The organism is Streptomyces sp. NPDC050625 (genome assembly GCF_040654755.1).
GTDB lineage: Bacteria > Actinomycetota > Actinomycetes > Streptomycetales > Streptomycetaceae > Streptomyces.
The window spans coordinates 534,053-554,896 of the sequence record NZ_JBFAIQ010000004.1; the positions used below are offsets into that span (position 1 = coordinate 534,053).

22 protein-coding genes are annotated in these 20,844 nt (G+C 71.2%); 15 read left to right on the plus strand and 7 right to left on the minus strand.

Translation table 11 applies throughout. From position 1 onward, the window contains the following. Positions 1-328 precede the first annotated feature (328 nt). On the minus strand, positions 329-1,381 hold the full coding sequence (locus AB0I54_RS12895; protein ID WP_363295991.1) for an MBL fold metallo-hydrolase: 1,053 nt from the start codon (positions 1,379-1,381) through the stop codon (positions 329-331). Positions 1,382-1,485: 104 nt separating this feature from the next. On the opposite strand from AB0I54_RS12895, the gene AB0I54_RS12900 reads away from it, so the two are divergent. Beyond that, on the plus strand, positions 1,486-2,322 hold the full coding sequence (locus AB0I54_RS12900) for a hypothetical protein (protein WP_363295992.1): 837 nt from the start codon (positions 1,486-1,488) through the stop codon (positions 2,320-2,322). A gap of 211 nt (positions 2,323-2,533) precedes the next feature. On the opposite strand, the gene AB0I54_RS12905 is transcribed toward AB0I54_RS12900, so the two are convergent. Together AB0I54_RS12905 and AB0I54_RS12910 are read right to left on the minus strand one after the other, a co-directional pair. Then, complete coding sequence (locus AB0I54_RS12905) at positions 2,534-3,574, minus strand: helix-turn-helix domain-containing protein (protein WP_363295993.1); 1,041 nt, start codon at positions 3,572-3,574, stop codon at positions 2,534-2,536. Between the two features lie 24 nt (positions 3,575-3,598). Further along, positions 3,599-4,903 (minus strand): MFS transporter, encoded by a 1,305-nt coding sequence (locus tag AB0I54_RS12910; protein ID WP_363296083.1) that lies wholly within the window; start codon positions 4,901-4,903, stop codon positions 3,599-3,601. Positions 4,904-5,262: 359 nt separating this feature from the next. Between AB0I54_RS12910 and AB0I54_RS12915 the strand changes: the two genes are divergently transcribed. From AB0I54_RS12915 to AB0I54_RS12930, 4 genes are all read left to right on the plus strand, one after another. After that, positions 5,263-5,697 carry an ester cyclase gene (locus AB0I54_RS12915; protein ID WP_363295994.1) on the plus strand — a complete coding sequence of 145 codons (435 nt, stop codon included), beginning with the start codon at positions 5,263-5,265 and terminating at the stop codon, positions 5,695-5,697. A gap of 123 nt (positions 5,698-5,820) precedes the next feature. Continuing rightward, positions 5,821-6,966, plus strand: a complete 1,146-nt coding sequence (locus AB0I54_RS12920; protein WP_363295995.1) for a molybdopterin-dependent oxidoreductase — start codon at positions 5,821-5,823, stop codon at positions 6,964-6,966. After that, positions 6,963-7,403, plus strand: a complete 441-nt coding sequence (locus AB0I54_RS12925) for a hypothetical protein (RefSeq protein ID WP_363295996.1) — start codon at positions 6,963-6,965, stop codon at positions 7,401-7,403. Before AB0I54_RS12920 ends, AB0I54_RS12925 begins: the two co-directional genes overlap by 4 nt. Positions 7,404-7,558: 155 nt before the next feature. Beyond that, on the plus strand, positions 7,559-8,359 hold the full coding sequence (locus AB0I54_RS12930) for a class I SAM-dependent methyltransferase (protein ID WP_363296084.1): 801 nt from the start codon (positions 7,559-7,561) through the stop codon (positions 8,357-8,359). 29 nt (positions 8,360-8,388) lie between these two features. On the opposite strand, the gene AB0I54_RS12935 is transcribed toward AB0I54_RS12930, so the two are convergent. Next, positions 8,389-8,682 (minus strand): hypothetical protein, encoded by a 294-nt coding sequence (locus AB0I54_RS12935; RefSeq protein WP_363295997.1) that lies wholly within the window; start codon positions 8,680-8,682, stop codon positions 8,389-8,391. Positions 8,683-8,976: 294 nt separating this feature from the next. Between AB0I54_RS12935 and AB0I54_RS12940 the strand changes: the two genes are divergently transcribed. From AB0I54_RS12940 to AB0I54_RS12970, 7 genes are all read left to right on the plus strand, one after another. Further along, the gene (locus AB0I54_RS12940; RefSeq protein WP_363295998.1) at positions 8,977-12,804 is read left to right on the plus strand and encodes a hypothetical protein; all 3,828 of its coding nucleotides are present in this window, start codon (positions 8,977-8,979) and stop codon (positions 12,802-12,804) included. A gap of 30 nt (positions 12,805-12,834) precedes the next feature. Further along, positions 12,835-13,194, plus strand: coding sequence for a zinc ribbon domain-containing protein YjdM (locus tag AB0I54_RS12945; RefSeq protein ID WP_363295999.1), 360 nt, complete (start codon positions 12,835-12,837; stop codon positions 13,192-13,194). A 170-nt stretch (positions 13,195-13,364) separates the two neighbouring features. Beyond that, on the plus strand, positions 13,365-13,706 hold the full coding sequence (locus AB0I54_RS12950) for a metalloregulator ArsR/SmtB family transcription factor (RefSeq protein ID WP_363296000.1): 342 nt from the start codon (positions 13,365-13,367) through the stop codon (positions 13,704-13,706). Next, positions 13,703-15,427, plus strand: a complete 1,725-nt coding sequence (locus AB0I54_RS12955) for a SulP family inorganic anion transporter (RefSeq protein ID WP_363296001.1) — start codon at positions 13,703-13,705, stop codon at positions 15,425-15,427. Before AB0I54_RS12950 ends, AB0I54_RS12955 begins: the two co-directional genes overlap by 4 nt. Next, positions 15,424-15,831, plus strand: coding sequence for a pyridoxamine 5'-phosphate oxidase family protein (locus AB0I54_RS12960; RefSeq protein ID WP_363296002.1), 408 nt, complete (start codon positions 15,424-15,426; stop codon positions 15,829-15,831). The genes AB0I54_RS12955 and AB0I54_RS12960 overlap by 4 nt, the downstream gene beginning before the upstream one ends. Before the next feature lie 3 nt (positions 15,832-15,834). Continuing rightward, the gene (locus AB0I54_RS12965) at positions 15,835-16,284 is read left to right on the plus strand and encodes an ATP-binding protein (protein WP_363296003.1); all 450 of its coding nucleotides are present in this window, start codon (positions 15,835-15,837) and stop codon (positions 16,282-16,284) included. Between the two features lie 50 nt (positions 16,285-16,334). Next, positions 16,335-16,748 carry an STAS domain-containing protein gene (locus AB0I54_RS12970; protein ID WP_363296004.1) on the plus strand — a complete coding sequence of 138 codons (414 nt, stop codon included), beginning with the start codon at positions 16,335-16,337 and terminating at the stop codon, positions 16,746-16,748. Between the two features lie 10 nt (positions 16,749-16,758). Here AB0I54_RS12970 and AB0I54_RS12975 read toward each other — a convergent pair whose 3' ends face one another. Genes AB0I54_RS12975 through AB0I54_RS12985 form a run of 3 tightly spaced genes read right to left on the minus strand, consistent with a single transcriptional unit; the run spans position 16,759 to position 17,706 of the window. Continuing rightward, positions 16,759-17,091 (minus strand): hypothetical protein, encoded by a 333-nt coding sequence (locus tag AB0I54_RS12975; RefSeq protein WP_363296005.1) that lies wholly within the window; start codon positions 17,089-17,091, stop codon positions 16,759-16,761. Continuing rightward, a complete protein-coding gene (locus AB0I54_RS12980; RefSeq protein ID WP_363296006.1) occupies positions 17,082-17,486 on the minus strand; it encodes a hypothetical protein in 405 nt (134 codons plus the stop codon). Before AB0I54_RS12980 ends, AB0I54_RS12975 begins: the two co-directional genes overlap by 10 nt. 34 nt (positions 17,487-17,520) lie before the next feature. Continuing rightward, the gene (locus AB0I54_RS12985) at positions 17,521-17,706 is read right to left on the minus strand and encodes a hypothetical protein (RefSeq protein WP_363296007.1); all 186 of its coding nucleotides are present in this window, start codon (positions 17,704-17,706) and stop codon (positions 17,521-17,523) included. Positions 17,707-17,844: 138 nt separating this feature from the next. Between AB0I54_RS12985 and AB0I54_RS12990 the strand changes: the two genes are divergently transcribed. The 3 genes from AB0I54_RS12990 to AB0I54_RS13000 all read left to right on the plus strand — a co-directional run bounded on the left by AB0I54_RS12990 (position 17,845) and on the right by AB0I54_RS13000 (position 20,839). Then, positions 17,845-18,195 (plus strand): metalloregulator ArsR/SmtB family transcription factor, encoded by a 351-nt coding sequence (locus AB0I54_RS12990; protein WP_363296008.1) that lies wholly within the window; start codon positions 17,845-17,847, stop codon positions 18,193-18,195. Between the two features lie 131 nt (positions 18,196-18,326). After that, positions 18,327-18,809 carry an oxidoreductase gene (locus tag AB0I54_RS12995; protein WP_363296009.1) on the plus strand — a complete coding sequence of 161 codons (483 nt, stop codon included), beginning with the start codon at positions 18,327-18,329 and terminating at the stop codon, positions 18,807-18,809. Next, positions 18,806-20,839: a proton-conducting transporter membrane subunit gene (locus tag AB0I54_RS13000; RefSeq protein WP_363296010.1), complete on the plus strand. Its 2,034-nt coding sequence runs from the start codon at positions 18,806-18,808 to the stop codon at positions 20,837-20,839. Before AB0I54_RS12995 ends, AB0I54_RS13000 begins: the two co-directional genes overlap by 4 nt. Positions 20,840-20,844 lie beyond the last annotated feature (5 nt).

Below are 20,844 nucleotides of genomic sequence, written 5' to 3' on the forward strand. Positions count from 1 at the left end.
CGGTCCCGACCATGGTCGCTCAGACAGCGACGATCGTGGGAGTACCCGTGGGTGTACTCGTCGGCGCCCTGACCGGAGGCCTCGCACATGAACAGATTTCACTGGGCGGTCTCGTCGTCAGCCCGTACTGTTTGCGGCGGGACCGAGGGCTATGAGACGCACCGTCTGCTGACGCCTCGCTGGGAGGCGGCCGAGCGGCGCCGGCTGACTGAGTGGGGGCTGCCGAACAAGTTGCACCGAGTCGACCCCCGGTCCGGTCTGGTGGCCGATGATTTTGCCGCGCTGACGAACTGGGCAGCCAACTTGGCCCTGCCGCCTTGCTGAGGACCTAGCGGACCGTGACGCTGCCGAACGCGTCCAGCAGGCGGACGTCGATGCCTTCGGCCTTGGCGCGGGCGAGCACCGTGTCGAATGCGGCGGGGGTGTTGTCGATCAGTTTGCGGTGCAGCGGAAGGCCCTCGCGCGCCGGGCAGAAGAAGTCGTTCCAGTGGGTGGGGACGACAAGGGCGGGTTGGACGGCGCCGATGGTCGCGCTGAGGAAGCCCTCGCTGAAGCGTTGTCCGGCGCGTCCCAGACCGCCGATGCCGAGGAACAGCGCATCGGCGCGAACTCCGGTGAGCGCGCCGGGAATCCAGTTCGCCGAACCTTTGAACAGGATGCTCGTCTCCGGTGTCGCCACGAGGAAGTCGTAGGTTCCGCCCTCCTTGTATGCGCTGATGGGCGCCGGTTGCAGCAGAGGCCTGTCAATGGTCGCACCCTCACCGCCCATCGGGTTGGGGGAGTGTTTGGAGACGATGGTGCGTACCGTGAAGTTGCCCACCTCGACTGGATTCTCCGGGTTCAGGAGTGCCAGGCGGTCCTCGGGGACGTTGCCGCCCCTGGCGATGTTCAGCGTGGAGGGTGAGCCGTAGACCGTGGCCCCCGTACGGGTTGCGATGTAGGCGACGTCCAGCGCGTGGTCATGGTGGGAGTGAGAGATGAAGATGGCGCGCACGCGATCCGCCCCCACCTTGTCGAGCGCGGCGTCCACCGCGTTGCGGTCCGTGCAGACCGGTCGCCCGAGCGCGGCGTCGAGAAGTGCGGCCGGGGTGATGAAGGCGTCGATGAGAATCTGGGTGGTGCCGTCATCGACGAGCATCATGGTGGTGCCGAGCGAGGTCACCTTGACCGAGGCTCCGTCCGGTGCACCGGGATCGTCCACGAGAAGGTCTCGGTAGTCGTCGAGGTCTCCAGAGCGACGGATCTTGGTCTGCCACACCACGCCCAGGGCCACGGCGGTCGTCAGCTTCAGCGCGAGGGCGATCGAGAGCACCGGGTGTCGCCGCACGGCGCCGGCCAACCGTGTTCGTAGACCCGGGGCGAACCCGCTGATCTCTGGCATGAAGTCTCCTTGTTCATCCTCGCAGCGCTGCTGAGACGGGTGCCCGTCATGATGCCTGCTCCCCACTGCGGGGGATGCCAGTGGCATGGGCTTGACTGGCCGCCATGGGAATCAGCGCATTCGTCGACAGCGTCTGGCGTGAAATCGAGGGGCATTCCCCTGATCGGGACCAACCCATCGTCATGGAGGCCCCGCAGGGCACGGACCTGCATGAACTCGTTGCGGAGATCGGTTCGTGGGCAGGGCAGCACCGGAACCTGGCAGCAGGGGCGTTCGTCGATCCGTCGCTGACCGAACGTACCGGCCTGCCGCTGGTCGAGGCTTTTGGGGCAGGGGAGTTGTTCGAGATGCGGGGCTGGGGCTACCGGAACCGCTGGGTCGGGTGCGGCATGGTGGCTTCGCCGCAAGGGCCCCGTACGGTGGCTGTGATCGCTCACCGCGAGGACCCGGCATTGGCAGGTTTCCCACAGAGCGCGTCCTGGGCCGAGAAACTGCGCATCGTCACGGGCTGGGAACCGATACCTCGGCCCCGCATCGACTGGCCCACCATCGAGGCCGAGCTAGGCACACGGCTGCCCGGCGACTACAAGGAGATCGTCGACCTGTTCGGCGCGGGCAGCTTCGACGAGTACGTCGAGCTTGCCGTGCCCCGCGATTCCGGCGCCGGCCGAAATCCGTGGAAGAGCGACGGATTCGACCCGGCGCACGGCGGACTCCTGCCTTTCGGCTGGTCCGAATACGAGCTCCTCATGTGGAGCACGGGCTCGGCCGATCCCGACTCGTGGACCGTGGTCACGCAGTCACATGACGGCGACGATCAGCGATTCGAAGGCGGGGCCGGCGAGTTCATACTGCGCATGCTGACGGATGTGCAGCTGGGACACCCCATGAGTCACGCCTCCGGACACTTCTTCGTGAGCCATGGCGAGCCGGACCTGTGAGAGCGAGCGCTGAGCCGGCGTGATCCCGGACCTGGGGCCCGCAGGTGGTGGGTTCGGCGCCCGCCTCGCGCGGGGCATCCTCTGTCCGGCGGCGTCGGTCCACGGACGGACCGACGCCGACGGGCCGAGGCGCCGTTGTGCTCTGGGCGTACCAGGGCACCCCCGTGACCCTGGCACGCCATCGGGCACGTGAGCCTGTTGAGCGGCCGGATCAATGATGTGCGAGTGCGTCGGGGGTTGTCGTTCGCACGGCGTCCACGGCCGTGTGCACACCGTCCACGGCTGTTCGGTTCAGCGCCTGGTCCCGCAGCTCACTGGGTGCCATGCCATGTGCGGCGCGGAAGGCCCGGGTGAAGTCGCCCGGGCGGGGGTAGCCCCAACGGGCGGCCACGGCGTGGACCGGGAGTGTGCGCAGGACGGGGTCGGTGAGGTCCCGGCGGGCGTTGGCCAGCCGCTGGTCGCGTATGTACGAGGCCACGGTCAGGCCCTCGTCCTGGAAGAGTCGGTAGAGGTAGCTGCGCGAGATGTGGTGGGCGGTGGCGATGTTCGCGGGGGTCAGCTCCGGATCGCCCAGATGCCGCCGGATGAAGGACTTGATGCGCAGGGTCAGGGTGCGGGCGTGAGTCTCGGGCGGCAACTCCGGCTCCGCGTCGAGGGCATGAGCGAACACGGCAGTGACGAGATCGGTGACGACCATGCCCAGCCGCTCCGCGTCGGCCGCCCGGTAGGGCGAGGTGTCCGAGGTCAGTTGTACGAGCATCCCCGCGAGCAACGCACCCATGCCCTCCCGGCCGGATATCCGGCGTCCGACCACCCGGTCCGCCCGGTCGGCCGGGAGATCCAGGGTGGCGCGCGGGATCTCGACGCCGACGATGGTGACCGGGTCGGGCCCGGTGGATATCTCGTAGGACCGGGACGAGTAGTTCACGTGGAAGTCATCGATCCGGTACGCCACCTGCTCCTGGCCCCAGCTTGCCGCGCCGTCGCCGTGCCGCAGCAGGGACAGGTGGAACACCTCCGGGTCGGACCGGCGCACGAGCCTGGCCGTCCGGCGGAAGACCAGTTGGTCGAAGGTCGCGGGCCACAGCGTCACGTCGCCCAGCCCGATCACGCGCTGGTGTCCCCGGTAGTCCGCGGTGCGCTCGCTGCTCAGCTGCATCGGCGCGTGGGTGCGGCCCAGTTGCTCCGTCCAAGCCTCGAAGCGGTCGCTCGCCGGAAGATCCTGGGTGGTGAAGACGGTTTCGGGCAACACGGTGGTAGTCAATCACAGGGCTGGTCACCGCCCGCGAGGCATGGACGCGTGGCTGTCTCGGAGCCTTGCAGCGGCAACGTCCTCTCCAGGGTGGGGAGTTTGGGGTGGGGCGGGAAGCGTCCGCCCCAGGCGGGCGAGTGGGGACAGGGCCATCAGCGCCGGTGACAGCAGCATGCCTGCGGCTGTCGCCAGGAGGCTGGTGCGCGTTCCCCACGCTTCCGCGAGAAAGCCGCCGAGCAGTGAGCCGAGCGGGGTGAGCCCCATGCCGACACAGTTGATCGTCGCGGCCGCGCGGCCTTGCAGGCCGTCCGGAGTGACGGTCTGCCGGACGGCCATGACCGTGACATTCACCAGCTGGCCGAAGGTCCCGAAGACGAAGTTGACCGCGAGGAGCGCGGGAACCGTCACCACTGAGGAGCCGTGCAGTGCGGGCACGAACAGGAACACGCCGTCGCCGAGGACAGCCGCGAACACGAGCACAGCGCCATGTCCGAAGCGGCGCGGTAGGCGGGCGGCCAGCAGCGAGCCCAGGAGCGCGCCCGGCCCCGTCGCCGCGAGCGCCAGCCCGACGGCGGTGCCCGACAGGTGCAGGTCCCGCGGCAGGAGCAGCAGATAGACGGTCATCACGGCCGCGAAGAAGAACTGGAAGACGGCTGATGCGAGGCACACAGTCCGCAGCGAGGTGTCGCCGGCGACAAAGCGGAGACCCTCATGGATCCGCCGCCAGACGCGAGGAGGACGTTCCGAGCGTTCCGGGATGGATTCGCGGCGACCGATCCGTCGGATCGACAGGAACGACAGGGCGAAGAACACTGCGCTGGAGGCGACGGCGATCGGCGCCGAGAGCGCAGATACCAACGCACCGCCGAGGGCGGGACCGCCGATCTGCGCCGCGGACCGGCTTCCTTCGAGTGCGCTGTTGCCCCGTACCAACTGATCGCGTTGCACCAGCCGTACCAAAGACGCCTGGTATGCCACGTCGAAGAACACGGACAGAGCCCCGACGGCGAAGGCAACCACTAGCAGCGCCGGCAGGCCGAGCGCACCGAGGAGGCCGGCCACGGCGGCGGCGCCCAGTGCCAGGGCCCGACCGGCGTCCGTCAGCACCATCAGCGTGCGCGTCCGCCACCTGTCCACCCACGCACCGGCGAAGAGAGACAGCAGCAGGATCGGCGCCTGCCCCACCGCACGCAGGACGCCCAACTGGCCGGCACCGGCGTTGAGCGTCAGGACGGCGAACAGCGGCAGAACCACCAGACTTGTATGTTCGCCCAGTTGGGAGGCCGTCTGGCCCACCCAGAGCCTGCGGAAGTCCACGTCCCGCCACAGGCTTGACGGAACACGTCGACCGGAATCGGATACGTCGGAGGAAGAAGGCGGCACAGGGACCCCTCGGATGACCGGAGACAAGACCCGCCAACCGGCGCACGAGAGGTGCATCGACCACTTCAGGCAGCGGGAAAGGAAGGCTCGCTGTGCCGCGCATCAAGGGCAGCACGCGATGACAGGCCGCTCACGGCCTCAGACGTCAACGCGTGCTCGGACGACCGACCATGTCTTCGCTCCTCGTGAGTCACTCGCTGTACGAAGAATAGCTCCCGCTCGTCGACGGCTTCGTGTCACATTCCCGGCGGCTGCCTCGTCCTACTGCTGAGACACCGTCCAGCACAGAGCAGAGGAGAGGCCGTATGCCGGCAGCCGGGGCACCACTCAACACAGCGACGCTCCACCGCTTCCACTCCGCCATGAACAGCGGCGACCCGGAAACGGTCGCGAAGGCCATCGACGAGTTCGTCGCGCCGGACGTGCACTTCCACGCGCCGGTACCGATGGGCGCGACGGGAGCGGAGGCCCTGAAGCGGGTGTGGGAGGTACTTCTGCGTGCGTTTCCCGACATCCACGTCGCCGTCGAGGAGACGATCACGGAGGGCGACAAGGTCGTCTCCAGGAACACGGTGACCGGGACCCACCGGGGCGAGTACCAGGGCCTGCCGCCCACCGGAAAGACCGTCACCTACAACGAGATCTTCATCTTCCGCTTCACCGACGGGCGGATCACCGAGATCCGGGGCATCGTCGACGTCCTCGCGCAGCTCCGCCAGCTCGGCGCCCTCCCGTCCTGACGAGGCCCACGGGCCGCCGACGCCGTCCGGCGCCTGCCCGGGCCGACAGCGACCACCGGAGGTCGGAGACGTCCCTGTTCCGTAAGGGTTCACATGCTCCGAAACGGCCTTGTGGCGAGTGGGATGGAGGGCATGAAACTGCATGTCTCCCCACCGGTGTTCAAGGGCAGGCTGCACGATGCCCGCACGGCGACCTCGATCGGTCGCTGGCTGGGTGCGGCGTTCGTCGTGTGCTTCATCACCGGTCTCATCAGCCACTTCATGCAACATCCGCCGGGCTGGCCGGCCATCGACATCCCGAGCCGTCCGGTATGGGGCTATCGGGTCACCCAGGGCCTGCATGTCGCCTCCGGTATCGCGGCGGTTCCGCTGCTGCTGGCCAAGTTGTGGACCGTGTATCCGCGCTTGTTCGAGTGGCCGCCGCTGCGGTCGGTCCGGCACGCGCTTGAGCGGCTGTCGGTCGCGGTGCTGGTCGCCGGGGCCGTCTTCGAACTGGCCACGGGGCTGCTGAACACGGCCCAGTGGTACCCGTGGCCGTTCTCGTTCGTACCGGTGCACTACGCGGTGGCGTGGCTGGTGGCCGGGGCGCTGGTCCTGCACATCGCGGTCAAGGCACCCGAGATCCGGGCGCACTGGAGCCGACGGTCGCCCGGGACCCTCGCCCTGCCCGCGCAGGACGGTCTGGACCGGCGGTCGCTGCTGGCCGCGGTGGGCGCGGCCGTCGGGGCCGTCACGCTGACCACGGTGGGCCAGTCCTTCACCGCCCTGAAGGACTTCATCCTGATCGCGCCCCGCCATCCGGACCACGGCCCGCAGGCCCTGCCCGTCAACCGGACCGCTGCGGCGGCCGGAGTCGGCCGGATCGCCGACGAGGAGTACCGCCTGGTGGTGGCCGGGCCGCGGCCGTACACCCTGACGCTGGACGAACTGCGTGCCCTGCCCCAGCACTTGGTGGAGTTGCCGATGGCCTGCGTGGAGGGCTGGAGCAAGTCGGCGCACTGGACGGGCGTGCGGATCGTGGACCTGCTGGATCGGGCCGGCGCTCCGCCCCATGCGCGGGTGAGGGTGGTGTCGTTGCAACTGCGCGGCGGCTACCGGGTGTCGGAGATGGGGCACGAGCACGCCCGCGACCCGCTGACCCTGCTCGCCCTGCGCCTGAACGGAGAAGAACTCGACCCCGACCACGGCTACCCGGCGCGGCTCATCGCCCCCAACCGTCCGGGCGTGCTGCAGACCAAGTGGGTGGGTCGGCTGGAGGTGCTGGCATGAAGGTGACGCGTTACCTCGCGGGTGCGCTCGGCGTGGCGTTCATGGGTGTCGGCGTGTTCCTGCTGCTCGACGTCCGTGACTTGACGGACGTACTGGTCTGGCTGGGCGGGGCGATCCTTCTGCACGACGCGTTGATCGCGCCGTTGGTGCTGCTGGCCGGGCTGGTGCTGGTCCGTGGCGGCGTTCGCGGGCCGGTCCGCGGGGCGCTGCTGGCCGCGGGTGCGTTGACGGTGGTGGCGCTGCCGGTTCTGCTGCGCCCGGGGCCGCGGGCCAATGCCTCGGTGCTCCCCCTGGACTATCCGCGCAACTGGCTCATCGCGCTGGCGGCCGTGACCGCAGTGACGACCCTCTTGGCCGCCTTGCGGGTGTTCGCCCAGGCCCGGTCCCGGTGGCGACGTCAGCGAACTGTAAGGAAGGGCGACGTCAGCGATCGGTAAGAACACCAAACCCCTTATGTCCGCTTTGTGTTCGTAGGGTGAGTGGGGTGATCGAGACATCCTCCTTCCCCGTGGACGTTGTACTGCCCCGCCTCGACGAGGCAGAGGCGCTGCCGCTGCTCGGGACGTCGACACCGGCGGGACCGCATCCGCAGATCGTGATTCCGTTGCCCGCACGCCGCGTTGCGCCGGCACAGCCCGCCGATCGGCTGGCGCCCGCGGAGCCCGGTGAGCCCTGGACGGACGATCCCTACGCCCGTGCCCTGCGCACCGGCCGCGGTCCGCTGTACCTGCGCCGCATGACGCCCTGCACGCCCGGGACGGCAGAACTGCTCCCGCTGGACGTGGAGCGCTGGTGCGCCGCCCCCGACACCGCCGACACCGGCGTGCTGCGCCGCTGCACCGGTCCCGTCCTGGACGTCGGCTGCGGACCGGGACGCCTGGTGGCCGCCCTGGCCGCGCGCGGCGTACCGGCGCTGGGTGTGGACATCAGCCCGGCCGCCATCGCCAGGACCCGGCGTCACGGCGGAGTCGCCCTTCGGCGATCCGTCTTCGACCGCCTGCCGAGAGAGGGCCGCTGGGGCACCGCTCTGCTGATGGACGGCAACGTGGGAATCGGCGGGGACCCGGTCGCCCTGCTCGTCCGCATGCGGGATCTGGTCCGCCTCGGTGGCCGTCTGCTGGTCGAGGCGGCGGGCGATGACGTCGACGAGCGCCTCACCGTCCGCGTCGAGGACGCTCACGGGCGCCACGGGCGGCCGTTCACCTGGGCCCGCGTCGGCACGACAGCCCTGCTGGATGCCGCCGACGCTTCCGGCTGGACTCCCACCGGCCGGTGGACGGCAGCCGGCCGCCCCTTCGTCGAACTCCACCGCCCGAATCCTGGGTACGACGAGTCCTCGACGGCCCACGACGACCACCTCACGGCCACCCATGCAGGGCCCACACGGCCATGACCGACACGGATTCACACGGCGCCCCCACGTCACCCCTGCCAGATGTCCGCCACCGAGGGGGCCAGGGCACTGGCCTGGGTGTGGCCCGCGCGGGCGGCGGCCGGCCGACGCCTGTCGTCCATCATGTTGTGGTCCATGACACGGCGCGCTGTGTGGTCCGGGGTCAGCAGGATGACATGCGCCCCGGCGTCGGACAGTTCCGCGGCCTGTTGCGAGGCGCTCGGATGCGGCCCGACCGCCTGGGGAATCGGTACGACCGCCAGCACCCGGCGGTACCCGCGTGCCAGCTGGAGGTTGGCGGTCGAACGACTGCCGCCATCCATCCAGCGTCGGCCCGCTACGTCGCGCCCGCCCGGCCACGCCCCCTCTGCCCGGACCGGCCCTCACTTCCGCCCACCTCGGCACGGTGCTGCTCAATCTGGGCCCGCACACGCGGCGTTGAGGGGCTTGGTGTGCGGGGGTGGCCGAACTGAGCACCCTCGGGTTGCCCTCCTCGCCTCGGCTCCGTACCTTGTCCGGCCTTGCGTCGCGTCCACGGGGGAAGCGGCCGAGAACGGGAGGGGGCGCTGCCGGTGGCGGGGCGTCCGGAAAGTCCGCTCGATCCGAGCCATGGGCCGGTGGCCCGGTTTGCTGCCGAGTTGCGCAAGTTGCGGGCGGAAGCCGGCAGTCCCACCTACCGGACGATGGCGAAGGGCGCGGGGCAAGGCGCGAGCACCTTGTCGCAGGCGGCCGCGGGGGAGCGGCTGCCGACACTGCCGGTGATGCTGGCCTACGTCCGTGCCTGCGGCGGGGATCCGGCGGAGTGGGAGGCGCGCTGGCGCGAGGCGGCCGAACAAGCGGCGGCCGAGCCGCGCATCGAGGACGAGGACGCTGTGCCGCCCTACCGGGGCCTGGCCCGCTTCGAACCCGCCGACGCCGAGTTGTTCTTCGGCCGGGACGAGCCCACCGGCCGGCTGCTCGAACTCGCGTCGTCCCGCCGATTCACCGCGGTGTTCGGCCCGTCGGGCAGCGGTAAGTCCTCGCTCCTGCGCGCCGGCCTCATCCCCCGCCTCCGCACTCCGGGCCCGACCGGTCCGCGGCCCGCCGCGCTGCGCGTCCTGACCCCCGGCGAACACCCGCTGCGCACCCATGCCGCGCGCCTGACACCCAAGGACGGCGACGGCGACACATGGCTGATCGTCGATCAGTTTGAAGAGATCTATACCCTTTGCTCGGATCCTGCGGAACGCGATCAGTTCATCGGCCGCCTGCTGGCGGCCACCGATCCCGCGGCTCGGCTGCGTGTCGTTATCGCCGTACGTGCCGACTTCCTCGGCCGCTGCGCCGAACACCCGGGGCTGACCTCCGCATTGCAGGACGGCAGCCTGCTGGTCGGGCCCATGAGCCGCGAAGAGCTGCGTGCGGCAGTGGTCAGACCCGCCCAGGTCGGCGGGCTGATCGTGGAGCGTTCCCTGACCGCCCGAATCCTCGACGAGGTCGAGGGCGAACCCGGCGCCCTGCCGCTGATGTCGCACGCTCTGCTGGAGACCTGGCACCGCCGCAAGGGCCGCGCACTGACCGAGGAGGCGTACGACGCGGCCGGTGGCCTGCACGGTGCGGTCGCCCGCACGGCCGAGAGCGTCTTTTCCCGACTGACGCCCGGCCAGGCCGAGTCGGCCCGTCGCATCCTCCTACGGCTCGTCACCCCGGGCGACGGCACACAGGACACGCGCCGCCCCGTCACCCGCGCCGAGCTCGGCGCGAACGGCCCCGGCGACGTGGCGACCGTCCTGGAGCGGCTGGCCCACGCCCGGCTGATCACCCTCGACCACGACACCGTCGACCTGGCCCACGAGGCACTCATCACCGCCTGGCCCCGGCTGCGCGGCTGGATCGACAGCGACCGCGAACGGCTGCGCGCGCACCGTCGGCTCACCGAGGCGGCGCAGGCCTGGGACGCGCTGGACCGGGACCCCGGCGCGCTCTACCGCGGCACCCGTCTGGCCGCCGCCGAGGAGACGTTCACCGTTCGGGACGAACTGACCGGGCTGGAGGGCGCGTTCCTGACCGCGAGCCTGGAGGCCCGGGCCGGCGAACAGCGGGCGGCCGTGCGCACCACGCGGCGCTTGCGTTCTCTGGTCGCCGGCCTGACGGCCCTGGTCCTCGTGGCCGCAACCGCGGCGACCGTCGCCTTCCAGCAGCGTGCCACGGCCCGCGCCCAGCGCACGGTTGCCATGTCCCGGCAGATCGCCGCGGAGGCGGACCAGCTCCGCGGCATCCAGCTGCCGGCCCAGGTGCAGAACGCCTCCCTGGCGGCCCAGCTCGACATTGCGTCGTACCGGATGCGCCGCTCGGAACGCACGTACACGAGTCTGCTCGGCGCCGCCAATTCGGCGCTGTTCTCCGAGACTCCCGACCAGAGCCGCAGTTCGGACGATGTGAACAACTTCGGCAACGGCCGGGTGGCGGCCGACGCGTCACGCAGGCTGCTGGCCCTCGCCGGGCCCGACCGCGTCATCCGGCTGTGGGACATCCGTGACGTCACCCACCCCCGGCGCGTGGGCCGTGCCCTGCGCGGATCGGTGGTGGCGCTCAGCGGGGACGGAAGCCTGCTGGCCGCCGAGGACGACACCGACGGGAGGATCCGGCTGTGGGACACCTCCGACCCCAGCCACCCGGCCGACCTCACCACTCTCGGCCTGCCGGGCGACACGATCGGCAACACCGTTGCGCTGAGCCCCGACGGGCGCCTGCTCGCGGCGGGCGGACAGAGGGTCTACCTGTGGGACATGCGTGACCGCAGGCACCCCGCACGACTGGGCCACTCCCTGCCCGGTGACCTCCCCGCCTTCAGCCCGCACGGCCACCTCCTGGCCGCGGCGAGCAGTCAGAGCGGCATCACACAGCTGTGGAACACAGCCGATCCGATGCACCTCCGGACACTGGGCGTCCTGCACCTTGGTACCGGCGGAACACAAGAGGTGGTGTTCGGCCCGGACGGGCGGACCCTGGCCGCGGACGACGGCGACACGCAGGTCAGGCTCTGGGACATCGCGGACCCCCGACGCCCGGAACTCCTCTCCCCACCGCTCGAAAATGCGGACGGATCCGAAATAGCCGCGGTGGCCTTCAGTCCCGACGGCCGTACGCTCGCCGTGGCCGGGGACAACGGAGTCCAACTGTGGAACACCGCGAACGACGACGAACCGACGCAACTGGGCGAACCGTTGGGACAGACGTCCTATGGCGGCATTGCCCTCGTCTTCGGCCGCGACAGCCGCAGCCTGGTCACCGACGACCGGGTCATCCGGGTATGGAGCCTGCCGCCCGTGCTGACGGACTGCTCCGATGTCTCGGTGAGCGGGATGAGCCCCGACGGGCGGAGCCTGGTCACCACCTGCGGTCCGGAGCAGGTGAGGCTGTGGGACACGGCGGACACCGGAAACCCCAAGCGCCTCGGCGCCCTTCCCGGCACCTCCGCCGTATTCGCACCCCGGGGTCGCCTACTTGCGGTGGCGGAGCCGGACGGTGGTACGCGACTGTGGGACGTCAGCGATCCGGCGCGTCCCCGCCGGCTGGGCCGTACGTCGGTCAGGCGCGAGCACATGATCTCCGCCCTGTCCTTCAGTGCCGACGGCCGCACGATGGCCGAGTACGAGCAGCCCCAGGTCGTGGCGGAGCCCATCGTCGACGCCGGGAGCGAAGCGTCCGGTGGAAGTGCCGCACGGGCCTGGGGTGATGGACAGGTCGACGGTGGCGGCCGGGTCCGGCTGTGGGACGTGGGCAGCCCCGGCCGTCCTCGCCTCCTCGGAAGCGCTGAATCGCCCGAGGAAGACATCTTCGACACACCCCCGTTCCTCGCGTTCGACACACCCCCGTCCCTCGCGCTGAGCCCCGACGGACACACGCTTGCCCTCGCGGGCTCCACACGGAGGGTCAGGCTCTGGGACACCCACGACCCCTCCCATCCGGTCCGCGCTGCCCGGACCCTCACCGGCGAGTCGGTCGCCTTCGCCCCGCAAGGACACACCCTTGCGGTGGCCTCCAGGGACGGAACCCTGCGCCTGTGGACCGTTTCGGACGCGGCCCGTCCAAGGCCGCTCAGCTCCCCGATCGACGCCTCCGGCTCCGTCTCCGCGCTCGCCTTCGGCCCCGACGCACGCACACTCGCCACCGGCACCACGGACGGCCTGATCAGGCTGTGGGACGTCACCGACCCCGCGCACCCCTCCGCCACGGGTGATGCGCTGGTCGGCCATTCCGGCGCCGTGCGGTCAGCGGTCCTCGGCCCCGCAAGCCGCACTTTGGCCACGGGCGCCGACGACGGCACGGCACGCCTGTGGGACCTGGATGTCGACGAGGCCGTGCGCCACATCTGTGCCATGACCGGCAACGCCCTCGACCGGCAACGGTGGAGGAACCACCTGGGGAACCTCCCGTACCGGCCGCCGTGCCGAGTGGAATGACCGAGGTACCAGGGCGGATAGGCTGGAGGGATGATCGAGAATCTTCCCCCCTGTCCGAAGTGCTCGTGCGAGTACACCTACGAGATGAACGCCCTGGTGGTGTGCCCCGAGTGCGGCCACGAATGGGTTCCCGCCGAGGCCGGTGCCGAGGGCGGTGACCTCGCCGGAGAGCGCGTCGTCAAGGACGCCGTGGGCAATGTGCTCCAGGACGGCGACACCGTGGTCGTGGTGAAGGCGCTCAAGGTCAAGGGCAGCCCCTCCGGGATCAAGGCCGGGACCAAGGTGCGCAACATCCGGCTGGTCGACGGGGTCGACGGCCACGACATCGACTGCAAGGTCGACGGTTTCGGAGCGATGCAGCTCAAGTCGAGCGTGGTCAAGAAGGCCTGACCCTCCCGAGCGGGGGTCCCTGGCGGGTTCACCCGGGGCGCCACAGGATGCGGAATTGCAAAAGTTCGCAATTAGTTAGATGCTGTCTTTGCTGTGTCCGCAGGTAGCCGCGGGCGCAGCGTTTCGCGTCCGCCCCCGCAGTGGGGTCTCGTAGGGGAAGCCGAGGAGTCGTGTCCGTTCCGCTGTACCAGGCCAAGGCCGAGTTCTTCCGGATGCTGGGGCATCCCGTGCGGATACGAGTCCTGGAGCTGCTGCAGGACGGGCCGATGCCGGTACGGGACCTGCTGGCCGCCATCGAGGTCGAGGCTTCGGGCCTGTCGCAGCAGCTGGCCGTGCTGCGCCGCTCCGGCATCGTCACCTCGACGCGCGAGGGCTCGACGGTTGTCTACGAACTGGCCGGCGGCGACGTCGCCGATCTCATGAAGGCAGCGCGGCGGATCCTCACCGAGATGCTGGCGGGCCGCAGCGAGCTGCTGGCCGAGCTGCGGGAAGCCGAGGTCGTCGCGCAGTGACCTCGGCATTCGGCCGGGCGTGGGCCCGGATCATGGTGCTGTTGCCGAACCGCTCCGACCTTGCGGAGATCCGGCGCGACCCGCGCCGGGACCTGCTCGCCGGTCTGACCGTGGCGATCGTCGCGCTGCCCCTCGCGCTCGGCTTCGGCGTCTCCTCCGGGCTGGGCGCCGAGGCGGGCCTGGCCACCGCCGTGGTCGCGGGGGCGCTCGCCGCGGTGTTCGGCGGATCCAACCTGCAGGTCTCCGGCCCGACCGGTGCCATGACGGTCGTGCTGGTGCCGATCGTCGGTGAGTACGGGCCGGGCGGAGTGCTGACCGTCGGGCTGATGGCGGGCGTGCTGCTCGTCGGCCTGGCGGTGCTGCGGGCCGGGAAGTACATGCAGTACGTGCCCGCCCCGGTGGTCGAGGGCTTCACCCTCGGGATCGCCTGCGTGATAGGCCTGCAGCAGATCCCGAACGCGCTGGGTGTGCCCAAGCCGGAGGGCGACCGGGTGCTGGTGGTGACCTGGCGGGCGGTGGAGGAGTTCGCGAAGGCTCCGAACTGGACGGCGGTCGGCTTCGCCGTCGCGGTGGCCGCGATCATGCTGCTCGGTGCCCGGTGGCGGCCGACCGTGCCGTTCTCGATCGTCGCCGTGATCGCGGCGACGATCGTGGCTCAGCTGGCCCACCTGGACGCGGCCAAGCCGATCGGCGACCTTCCGGCGGGACTGCCCGTGCCGTCCCTGTCCTTCCTCGACCTCGGCTCGGTGGGGACCCTGCTCGCTCCCGCCGTGGCGGTCGCGGCCCTCGCCGCCCTGGAGTCCCTGCTGTCCGCCTCGGTCGCGGACGGTATGACGGTGGGGCAGAAGCACGACCCGGACCGGGAGCTGTTCGGGCAGGGACTGGCCAACGTCGCCGCCCCGCTGTTCGGGGGCGTGCCCGCGACCGGCGCCATCGCGCGCACCGCGGTCAACGTCCGTACGGGCGCGGGCTCCCGCCTCGCCTCCCTCACCCACGCCGCCGTTCTCGCCGTGATCGTCTTCGCGGCGGCGCCTCTCGTCTCCCGGATCCCGCTGGCCGCGCTCGCCGGTGTCCTGCTGGCCACCGCGATCCGCATGGTCGAGGTCGGATCGCTGAAGGCCATGGCGAAGGCGACCCGCTCCGACGCGCTCATCCTCGTCCTGACCGCCGTGGCGACGCTGGCCCTGGACCTCGTGTATGCCGTCATCATCGGCCTCGTCGTGGCCGGCGCCCTCGCCCTGCGTGCGGTGGCCAAGCAGGCGCGCTTCGATCAGGTGCCGCTCGACCGGGGCGACCACAGCGCCGAGGAGCACGCGCTCCTGGCCGAGCACATCGTGGCGTACCGCATCGACGGCCCGCTGTTCTTCGCCGCCGCCCACCGCTTCCTGCTGGAGCTGACCGAGGTCGCCGACGTCCGTGTCGTGATCCTGCGCATGTCCCGGATCTCCACCATGGACGCGACCGGCGCCCTGGTCCTCAAGGACGCGGTGGAGAAGCTGCACCGCCGCGGAATCGTCGTCCTGGTGTCGGGCATACGACCCGGTCAGCGCCAGGTCCTCGACTCCGTCGGCGCGCTGGAGTCGCTGAGCGCCGAGGGCCGCGAGTACGCCTCCACCCCCGACGCGATCCGGGCCGCCCGTGACCACCTGGAGTGCTCCGGCGTCCTGCCCGTCCTTCCCGTACCGAACCCCCGAACCCCCAGCGAGGAAGCCCTGCGATGAGCACTCTTCCCGCCAACCTTCGTATGGTCGAGGTCTCCGGTGCGGAGGCCCTGTGGCTGCTGGAGGGCAGCAGTCTGGGGCGGCTGGTGTATGCGCAGCGGGACCTGACCGTGATCCGGCCGGCTCGGCACGTATGGGAGTACGGCCGCCTGGTCGTCCGTGCGCCGGTACCCGCCGCGGCGGTGTCGGCGGCGGCGACGTACCAGGTGGACGACATCCGCGCCGTGTCCGGCACCGGCTGGACGGTCACCGTCTCCGGAGCGGCCGAGGTGGTCACGGACCCTGATGAGGCCGCCCACTACCGGCGCAGTCTGGCCGGCTGGGCGCACGGCCCGCACGACACCCTGCTGCGCCTGCACCCCAAGACGGTCACGGGCTTCCGTCTCGCCCGCGGGGAGGCGTGAGTGATGTCGACACAGCTGGAAGCACTGCCCTACCGGCACGTGCTCACCCTGCCCGCCGAGCCTTCAGCTGTACGGATGGCCCGCGAGACCGCTGAGCAGGCGCTGGTCGAGTGGGGGATCGGACTGCGTCACCCCACGGTGGACCCGGCCCTGCTGATCCTCGCCGAGCTGGTCACCAACAGCGTGCGGCACGCCGCCCTGGTTTCCCCGCAGTTGACGGTGATCTACGCGGCGGGCCAGGACTGCCTGGCCTTGGCCGTCCACGACCGCCACCCGTACCAGCCCCCGCTGTACGGGTCGGTCACCGGCACGGGCACCGGGACCGGCACCGGAACGGGCACCGGCGGTCTGGCGACCGTCATGGAGCTCACGCTCGCCCTGGGCGGCACCGCGGTGGTCCGCGCGGATGCCGACGGCGGTGGCAAGAGCATCTGGATCACCCTCCCCCTCTGACCCCGGACAGCAGACGTCGACTGCCCACCCGCGCAAGGAAGTTCACCATCATGACCATCGACTGGCGCTACACCGTCGAGGACAACTTCGGCATCCTCTCCGTCGCCGGATACCTGGGCCCCGACGCCGTCCGGCGCTTCACCGGCGCGGTCGGCTGGGCGCTGGCGCGCGGCACCGGCCCGGTCGTCGTCGACCTGACCGAGCTGCGCAGCTGGTCGGCCGAGGGACAGCTGGCGATCATCGAGGCCGCCCGGCGCCTCAAGGAGGCGGGCCGCGGCCTGGAGCTGGCCGCGATTCCAGCCGACGGGTCGCTCGTCCCCACCGGGGACGGCCCGCCGATCCCGGTCCACACCGACCTGGCCGCCGCGCTGGCGGTTCACGGCCCGGAGCGCGCGGAACAAGTGGAGGGGCGCCACGAGTGGCGCACCACTGGATGGCCGGCCGGACAACAGGCAGGCGGGTGACCTCTTCGGCTCAGCCCCGGGCGAAGGCGCCGTCGCCGTCCCGTACGGGCACGACGGTGCAGACGTCTTCCTCGGTGGCGATGGCCACGTCCCCGACGAATCCCATGGCGGCCAGCCGACGACCGCCTCCGCGGAGAGCGGGACCGCACCCCTGGCAGCAGAGCTCGGAGATGAGGGCCCCGGCGCCCAGCAGGTCTTCCAGGGCGGGACGCAGGCTCCCTTCCGGCCACCGCTCACCCGCGGCTATCACGGGGACCGGATGCTCGGGGGTGCCGTAGCCGCGGGCGACGAGCCAGCTGCTGACCGCGGTGACATGGCGCAGACAGGCGGCTATCACCCGCACGCCGCGTGGTGCGGCGGCCGCGATGGACGCGCCGTTCGGCGACGGCAGCACAAGGCGGGCCACGAAGGGGGCGGCGCGCAGATGGGCGGGGGCAGGGACCTCGGCGTCTCAGGGGTGACGGTGTGGCGGTGGGCGGCCGGCCTGGCGCCGGACTGACGGGCGTACGCGGCGGCGGCCTGCGCGGCGCCGGTCCGCTCCACCTCGGTCGCCGGCCCGTCCGGCCACCAGAAGGGCAGGACACGAATTCCCTTCTCCACGGCGACGCTCACTGCGGTGGTGAACGACAGTACGTCGACGGCGACCAGGCACGCGGCCTCGGTGGCGAGACGACGTGCGCCTGCGGGTCCCCATTCGAAGCGGACTGCGGTGCCGCACTGGATGTCCCAGTCACCCATCGTGCCCCTCCCCGGTCGGCCCGCCGTGCGTGGTTCAGTCGCCGTCGCGGTGGGAGGCCGACCGACCGGGGTGACCCCCCAGGGACAGCTTCAGCAGCCGGGCGTTGCCGCAGCGGGGGCAGGAGCCGCCCGGGGCCAGGGCGGCGGGCCTGCACTCGAGCCGGCAGGCGGGGCACTTGTGCCAGACGACGCCGGTGCCGCGCAGCGGGGTGATCCTCACGCAAACCTCTCTCATACGACCTCAGCAGTTGCTAATCTTAGCAATTGCTGAGGTCGTCACTGCAGGGAATGGGTGGACGGGATGCGCCGAGGCCCGGCCGACGGGGTCGTGCTGCTGCACCGGGGAGGTGACCGCACGGTGAGTACGCCGCTGTACCAGCTCAAGGCCGAGTTCTTCAAAACACTCGGCCACCCGGCCCGTATCCGTGTCCTGGAGCTGCTGAGCGAGCGCGAGCACGCGGTGTCGGAGATGCTTCCCGAAGTGGGCATCGAGCCCGCCCATCTCTCGCAGCAACTGGCCGTGCTGCGGCGGGCGAACCTGGTCAGGACCCGCAAGGAGGGCTTGAGCGTCTACTACTCGCTGGCCAGCCCCCACGTTGCCGACCTGCTTCGAGTGGCCCGCACGATCCTGTCCGGAGTGCTGGCCGACCAGGCCGAACTCCTCGCCCATCTGCAGGCCGCGCAGGGCGAGGCAAAGCCGCCGCCGTAGCCACGGCCTCCTCCCGAACCCGTACGAGTTCGGCCAAGGACGCAAAACCACGGCAAAGCACCGTAACTTCACTCGCGGGATGGCGCGTTGGTCACTCGCAGACAAGTCCTCACCGTGTCAGGGAGGGGCTCATGGGCCTGTTGCGCAAGATCCGCACCACCGGTCGGGTGGCCGAGCCCGCACCGCCGCCCCCGGAGGGCGAAGTCCCGGACGAGGCAAGGGCGTTCGGCGGATCGGTGCAGGTGCGGTGCGTGGACGCGGGCTCCTGCAACGGATGCGAGATCGAGATCGCCGCGGCCTTCAACCCGGTGTACGACGCCGAGCGCTACGGGGCCCGGCTGGTGGCCTCGCCCCGGCACGCGGACGTGGCGCTGGTGACCGGGCCCGTGACCCGGAACATGGCCGAGCCGCTGCGGCGCACGGTGGCCGCGATGGGCGAGCCGCGGCTGACGATCGCGGTGGGGGACTGCGCGATCAACTGCGGGGAGTTCGCGGGCGGGTACGGCGTCGAGGGCGCCGTCGCCGATGTCGTACCGGTGGACCTTGCCGTGCCCGGGTGCCCGCCGGAGCCGAGTGAGATCGTGGCGGCGCTGCGCAGAGTGACGGGAAGGTGAGCGTGATCCCGGCCGCCCTGGCGACGGCCACGGCACTGGGCGGCACGGGCGCGCTGGCCGGGTTCGGGCTGCCGTATCGGCTGCGCGTGCCGGTCGTGGGAGTGCTGACGGCGGGCGTGGGGGTCGGTGGTGGTACGGCGGGTGTGGCTGCGTTGGGCGGAAACCGCTGGTCGGCCGTCTTTCCCGGGCTGCTGCCGCTGGCCGGGTCGTATGTGGCGGTGGATGCGCTGGCGGGCCTGTTCATGGCGGTGGCGGGGGCCGTCGTGGCCGCGGTCGCGGTGTACGGCATCGGCTACGCGGCCGGGCACGGTCCGCACGGACTCGGCTCGCGGACGGCGCAGGCGGTGCTTCCGCTGTTCGCGCTCACCCTGGTGCTGGTGCCCGTGGCCGCGTCGGTGTCCACGTTCCTGCTGCTGTGGGAGCTGATGGCGGTCGCCTCGCTGGTGCTGGTCCTCGCCGAACACCGCGGGCGGGCCTCGGTGCGGCAGGCCGCCGTCTGGTACGCGGTGATGACACACCTCGGCCTGGTGCTGCTGCTCGCCGGGCTCGCGCTGTTCGCAGCCGATGCGGGCGGCGAGACCTTCACCGCACTACGAGCGGGCGCACACACCGTGTCGCCGGCGATGCGAGGGCTGGTCTTCGTGCTGGTCGGCCTGGCGTTCACGTCGAAGGCGGGCGCGTTGCCGCTGCACGCCTGGCTGCCCCGGGCCCATCCCGAAGCACCCAGCCCCGTCTCGGCGCTCATGAGCGCGGCCATGGTCAATCTCGGCGTCTACGGCCTCGTCCGCACCGGCCTCGACCTGCTCGGCGGCGGTCCGGCCTGGTGGTGGCTGGCAGTGATGGCGGTCGGCGGGGCCAGCGCGGTGTACGGGATCCTGCAGGCGGCGATCGCCTCCGATCTGAAGGTGTTGCTGGCGTACTCGACGAGCGAGAACATGGGCCTGGTCCTGATCGGGGTCGGGGCCTGCGGGCTGTTCGCCGCCTACGGCAATCAGCCGCTGGCCGCGCTGGCGCTGGCGGCGGCGCTGCTGCACGTGGTCAACCACGCGGCTTTCAAGGCCCTGTTGTTCTGCGCGGCCGGATCCGTGCTGCGCGCCACCGGCCGACGGGACCTCGACCAGCTGGGCGGTCTGCGCTCGCGGATGCCGGCCACCGCCGGACTGTTCGCGCTGGCCGCACTCGGAGCGATGGCGCTGCCGCCGGGCAACGGGTTCATCAGTGAGTGGCTGCTGCTGCAATCCCTGATCCACGGACTGCAGGTCCCGGGCGTTGCGGTGGCGGTGGTGCTGCCCCTGTCGGTGGCGCTGATCGCCCTGTCGGCCGGCGTCGCTGCCGTCGCGTTCGTCAAGGCGCTCGGAGTGGGCTTCTTCGCCCGGCCGCGCAGCTCGTCGGCGCAGGACGCGCGGGAGGCGCCGCCCCTGATGATCGCCGGGATGGGACTGCTCGCTGCCGCGTGTGCGACGCTCGCCGTGGTGCCGGGGCTGCTGGGCGACGGCCTCGACCGGGCCGTGAGCGCGGTCGGGCTGCCGGGTACCGGCGCGGTGTCGGGCGGCGGAGCGCGGGTGCGGCTCGCGGACATCTCCGCCTCCCTGTCACCGGTGTGGGTCGTGGCCGCCCTCGGCGCCGCACTCATGCTGGCCGCGGGACTGCCCCGGCTCTACGGACGCCGTCGGCGCCGGGCGAACGCCCGGTTGTGGGACTGCGGTGGCGGGGCGCCGACGGCGCGCATGGCCTACACCGCGACCTCGTTCGCCGAACCGCTGCAACGGGTCTTCGACGACGTCCTCGCCCCCGAGCAGGACCTGAACGTCACGCCGGTGCGCGAGTCGGCCTACCTGGTGGAACGGGTGCGCTTCCAGCGCCGGGTGCCCGACCGGATCGAACACCGGCTGTACGAACCGGTGTTGTCCGCCCTGGCGGGCACCGGACGGGCGGCCCGGCGGCTGGCGAGCGGCAGTGTCCACCTCTATCTCGGCTACGGCTTCGCCGGCCTGGTCGTCCTGCTGGTGGCGTTGGTGGTGGGCTGGTGAGAGCG

Excerpts from the sequence above, each read along its gene's own strand:
- AB0I54_RS12965 (WP_363296003.1), top strand. The coding sequence starts at position 15,835 with ATGTCGACACAGCTGGAAGCACTGCCCTACCGGCACGTGCTCACCCTG.
- AB0I54_RS12995 (WP_363296009.1), top strand. The coding sequence starts at position 18,327 with ATGGGCCTGTTGCGCAAGATCCGCACCACCGGTCGGGTGGCCGAGCCC.
- AB0I54_RS12960 (WP_363296002.1), top strand. The coding sequence starts at position 15,424 with ATGAGCACTCTTCCCGCCAACCTTCGTATGGTCGAGGTCTCCGGTGCG.
- AB0I54_RS12915 (WP_363295994.1), top strand. The coding sequence starts at position 5,263 with ATGCCGGCAGCCGGGGCACCACTCAACACAGCGACGCTCCACCGCTTC.
- AB0I54_RS12980 (WP_363296006.1), bottom strand. The coding sequence starts at position 17,486 with ATGGGTGACTGGGACATCCAGTGCGGCACCGCAGTCCGCTTCGAATGG.
- AB0I54_RS12935 (WP_363295997.1), bottom strand. The coding sequence starts at position 8,682 with ATGGATGGCGGCAGTCGTTCGACCGCCAACCTCCAGCTGGCACGCGGG.
- AB0I54_RS12900 (WP_363295992.1), top strand. The coding sequence starts at position 1,486 with ATGGGAATCAGCGCATTCGTCGACAGCGTCTGGCGTGAAATCGAGGGG.
- AB0I54_RS12920 (WP_363295995.1), top strand. The coding sequence starts at position 5,821 with ATGGAGGGCATGAAACTGCATGTCTCCCCACCGGTGTTCAAGGGCAGG.
- AB0I54_RS12925 (WP_363295996.1), top strand. The coding sequence starts at position 6,963 with ATGAAGGTGACGCGTTACCTCGCGGGTGCGCTCGGCGTGGCGTTCATG.
- AB0I54_RS12970 (WP_363296004.1), top strand. The coding sequence starts at position 16,335 with ATGACCATCGACTGGCGCTACACCGTCGAGGACAACTTCGGCATCCTC.
- AB0I54_RS12945 (WP_363295999.1), top strand. The coding sequence starts at position 12,835 with ATGATCGAGAATCTTCCCCCCTGTCCGAAGTGCTCGTGCGAGTACACC.
- AB0I54_RS12895 (WP_363295991.1), bottom strand. The coding sequence starts at position 1,381 with ATGCCAGAGATCAGCGGGTTCGCCCCGGGTCTACGAACACGGTTGGCC.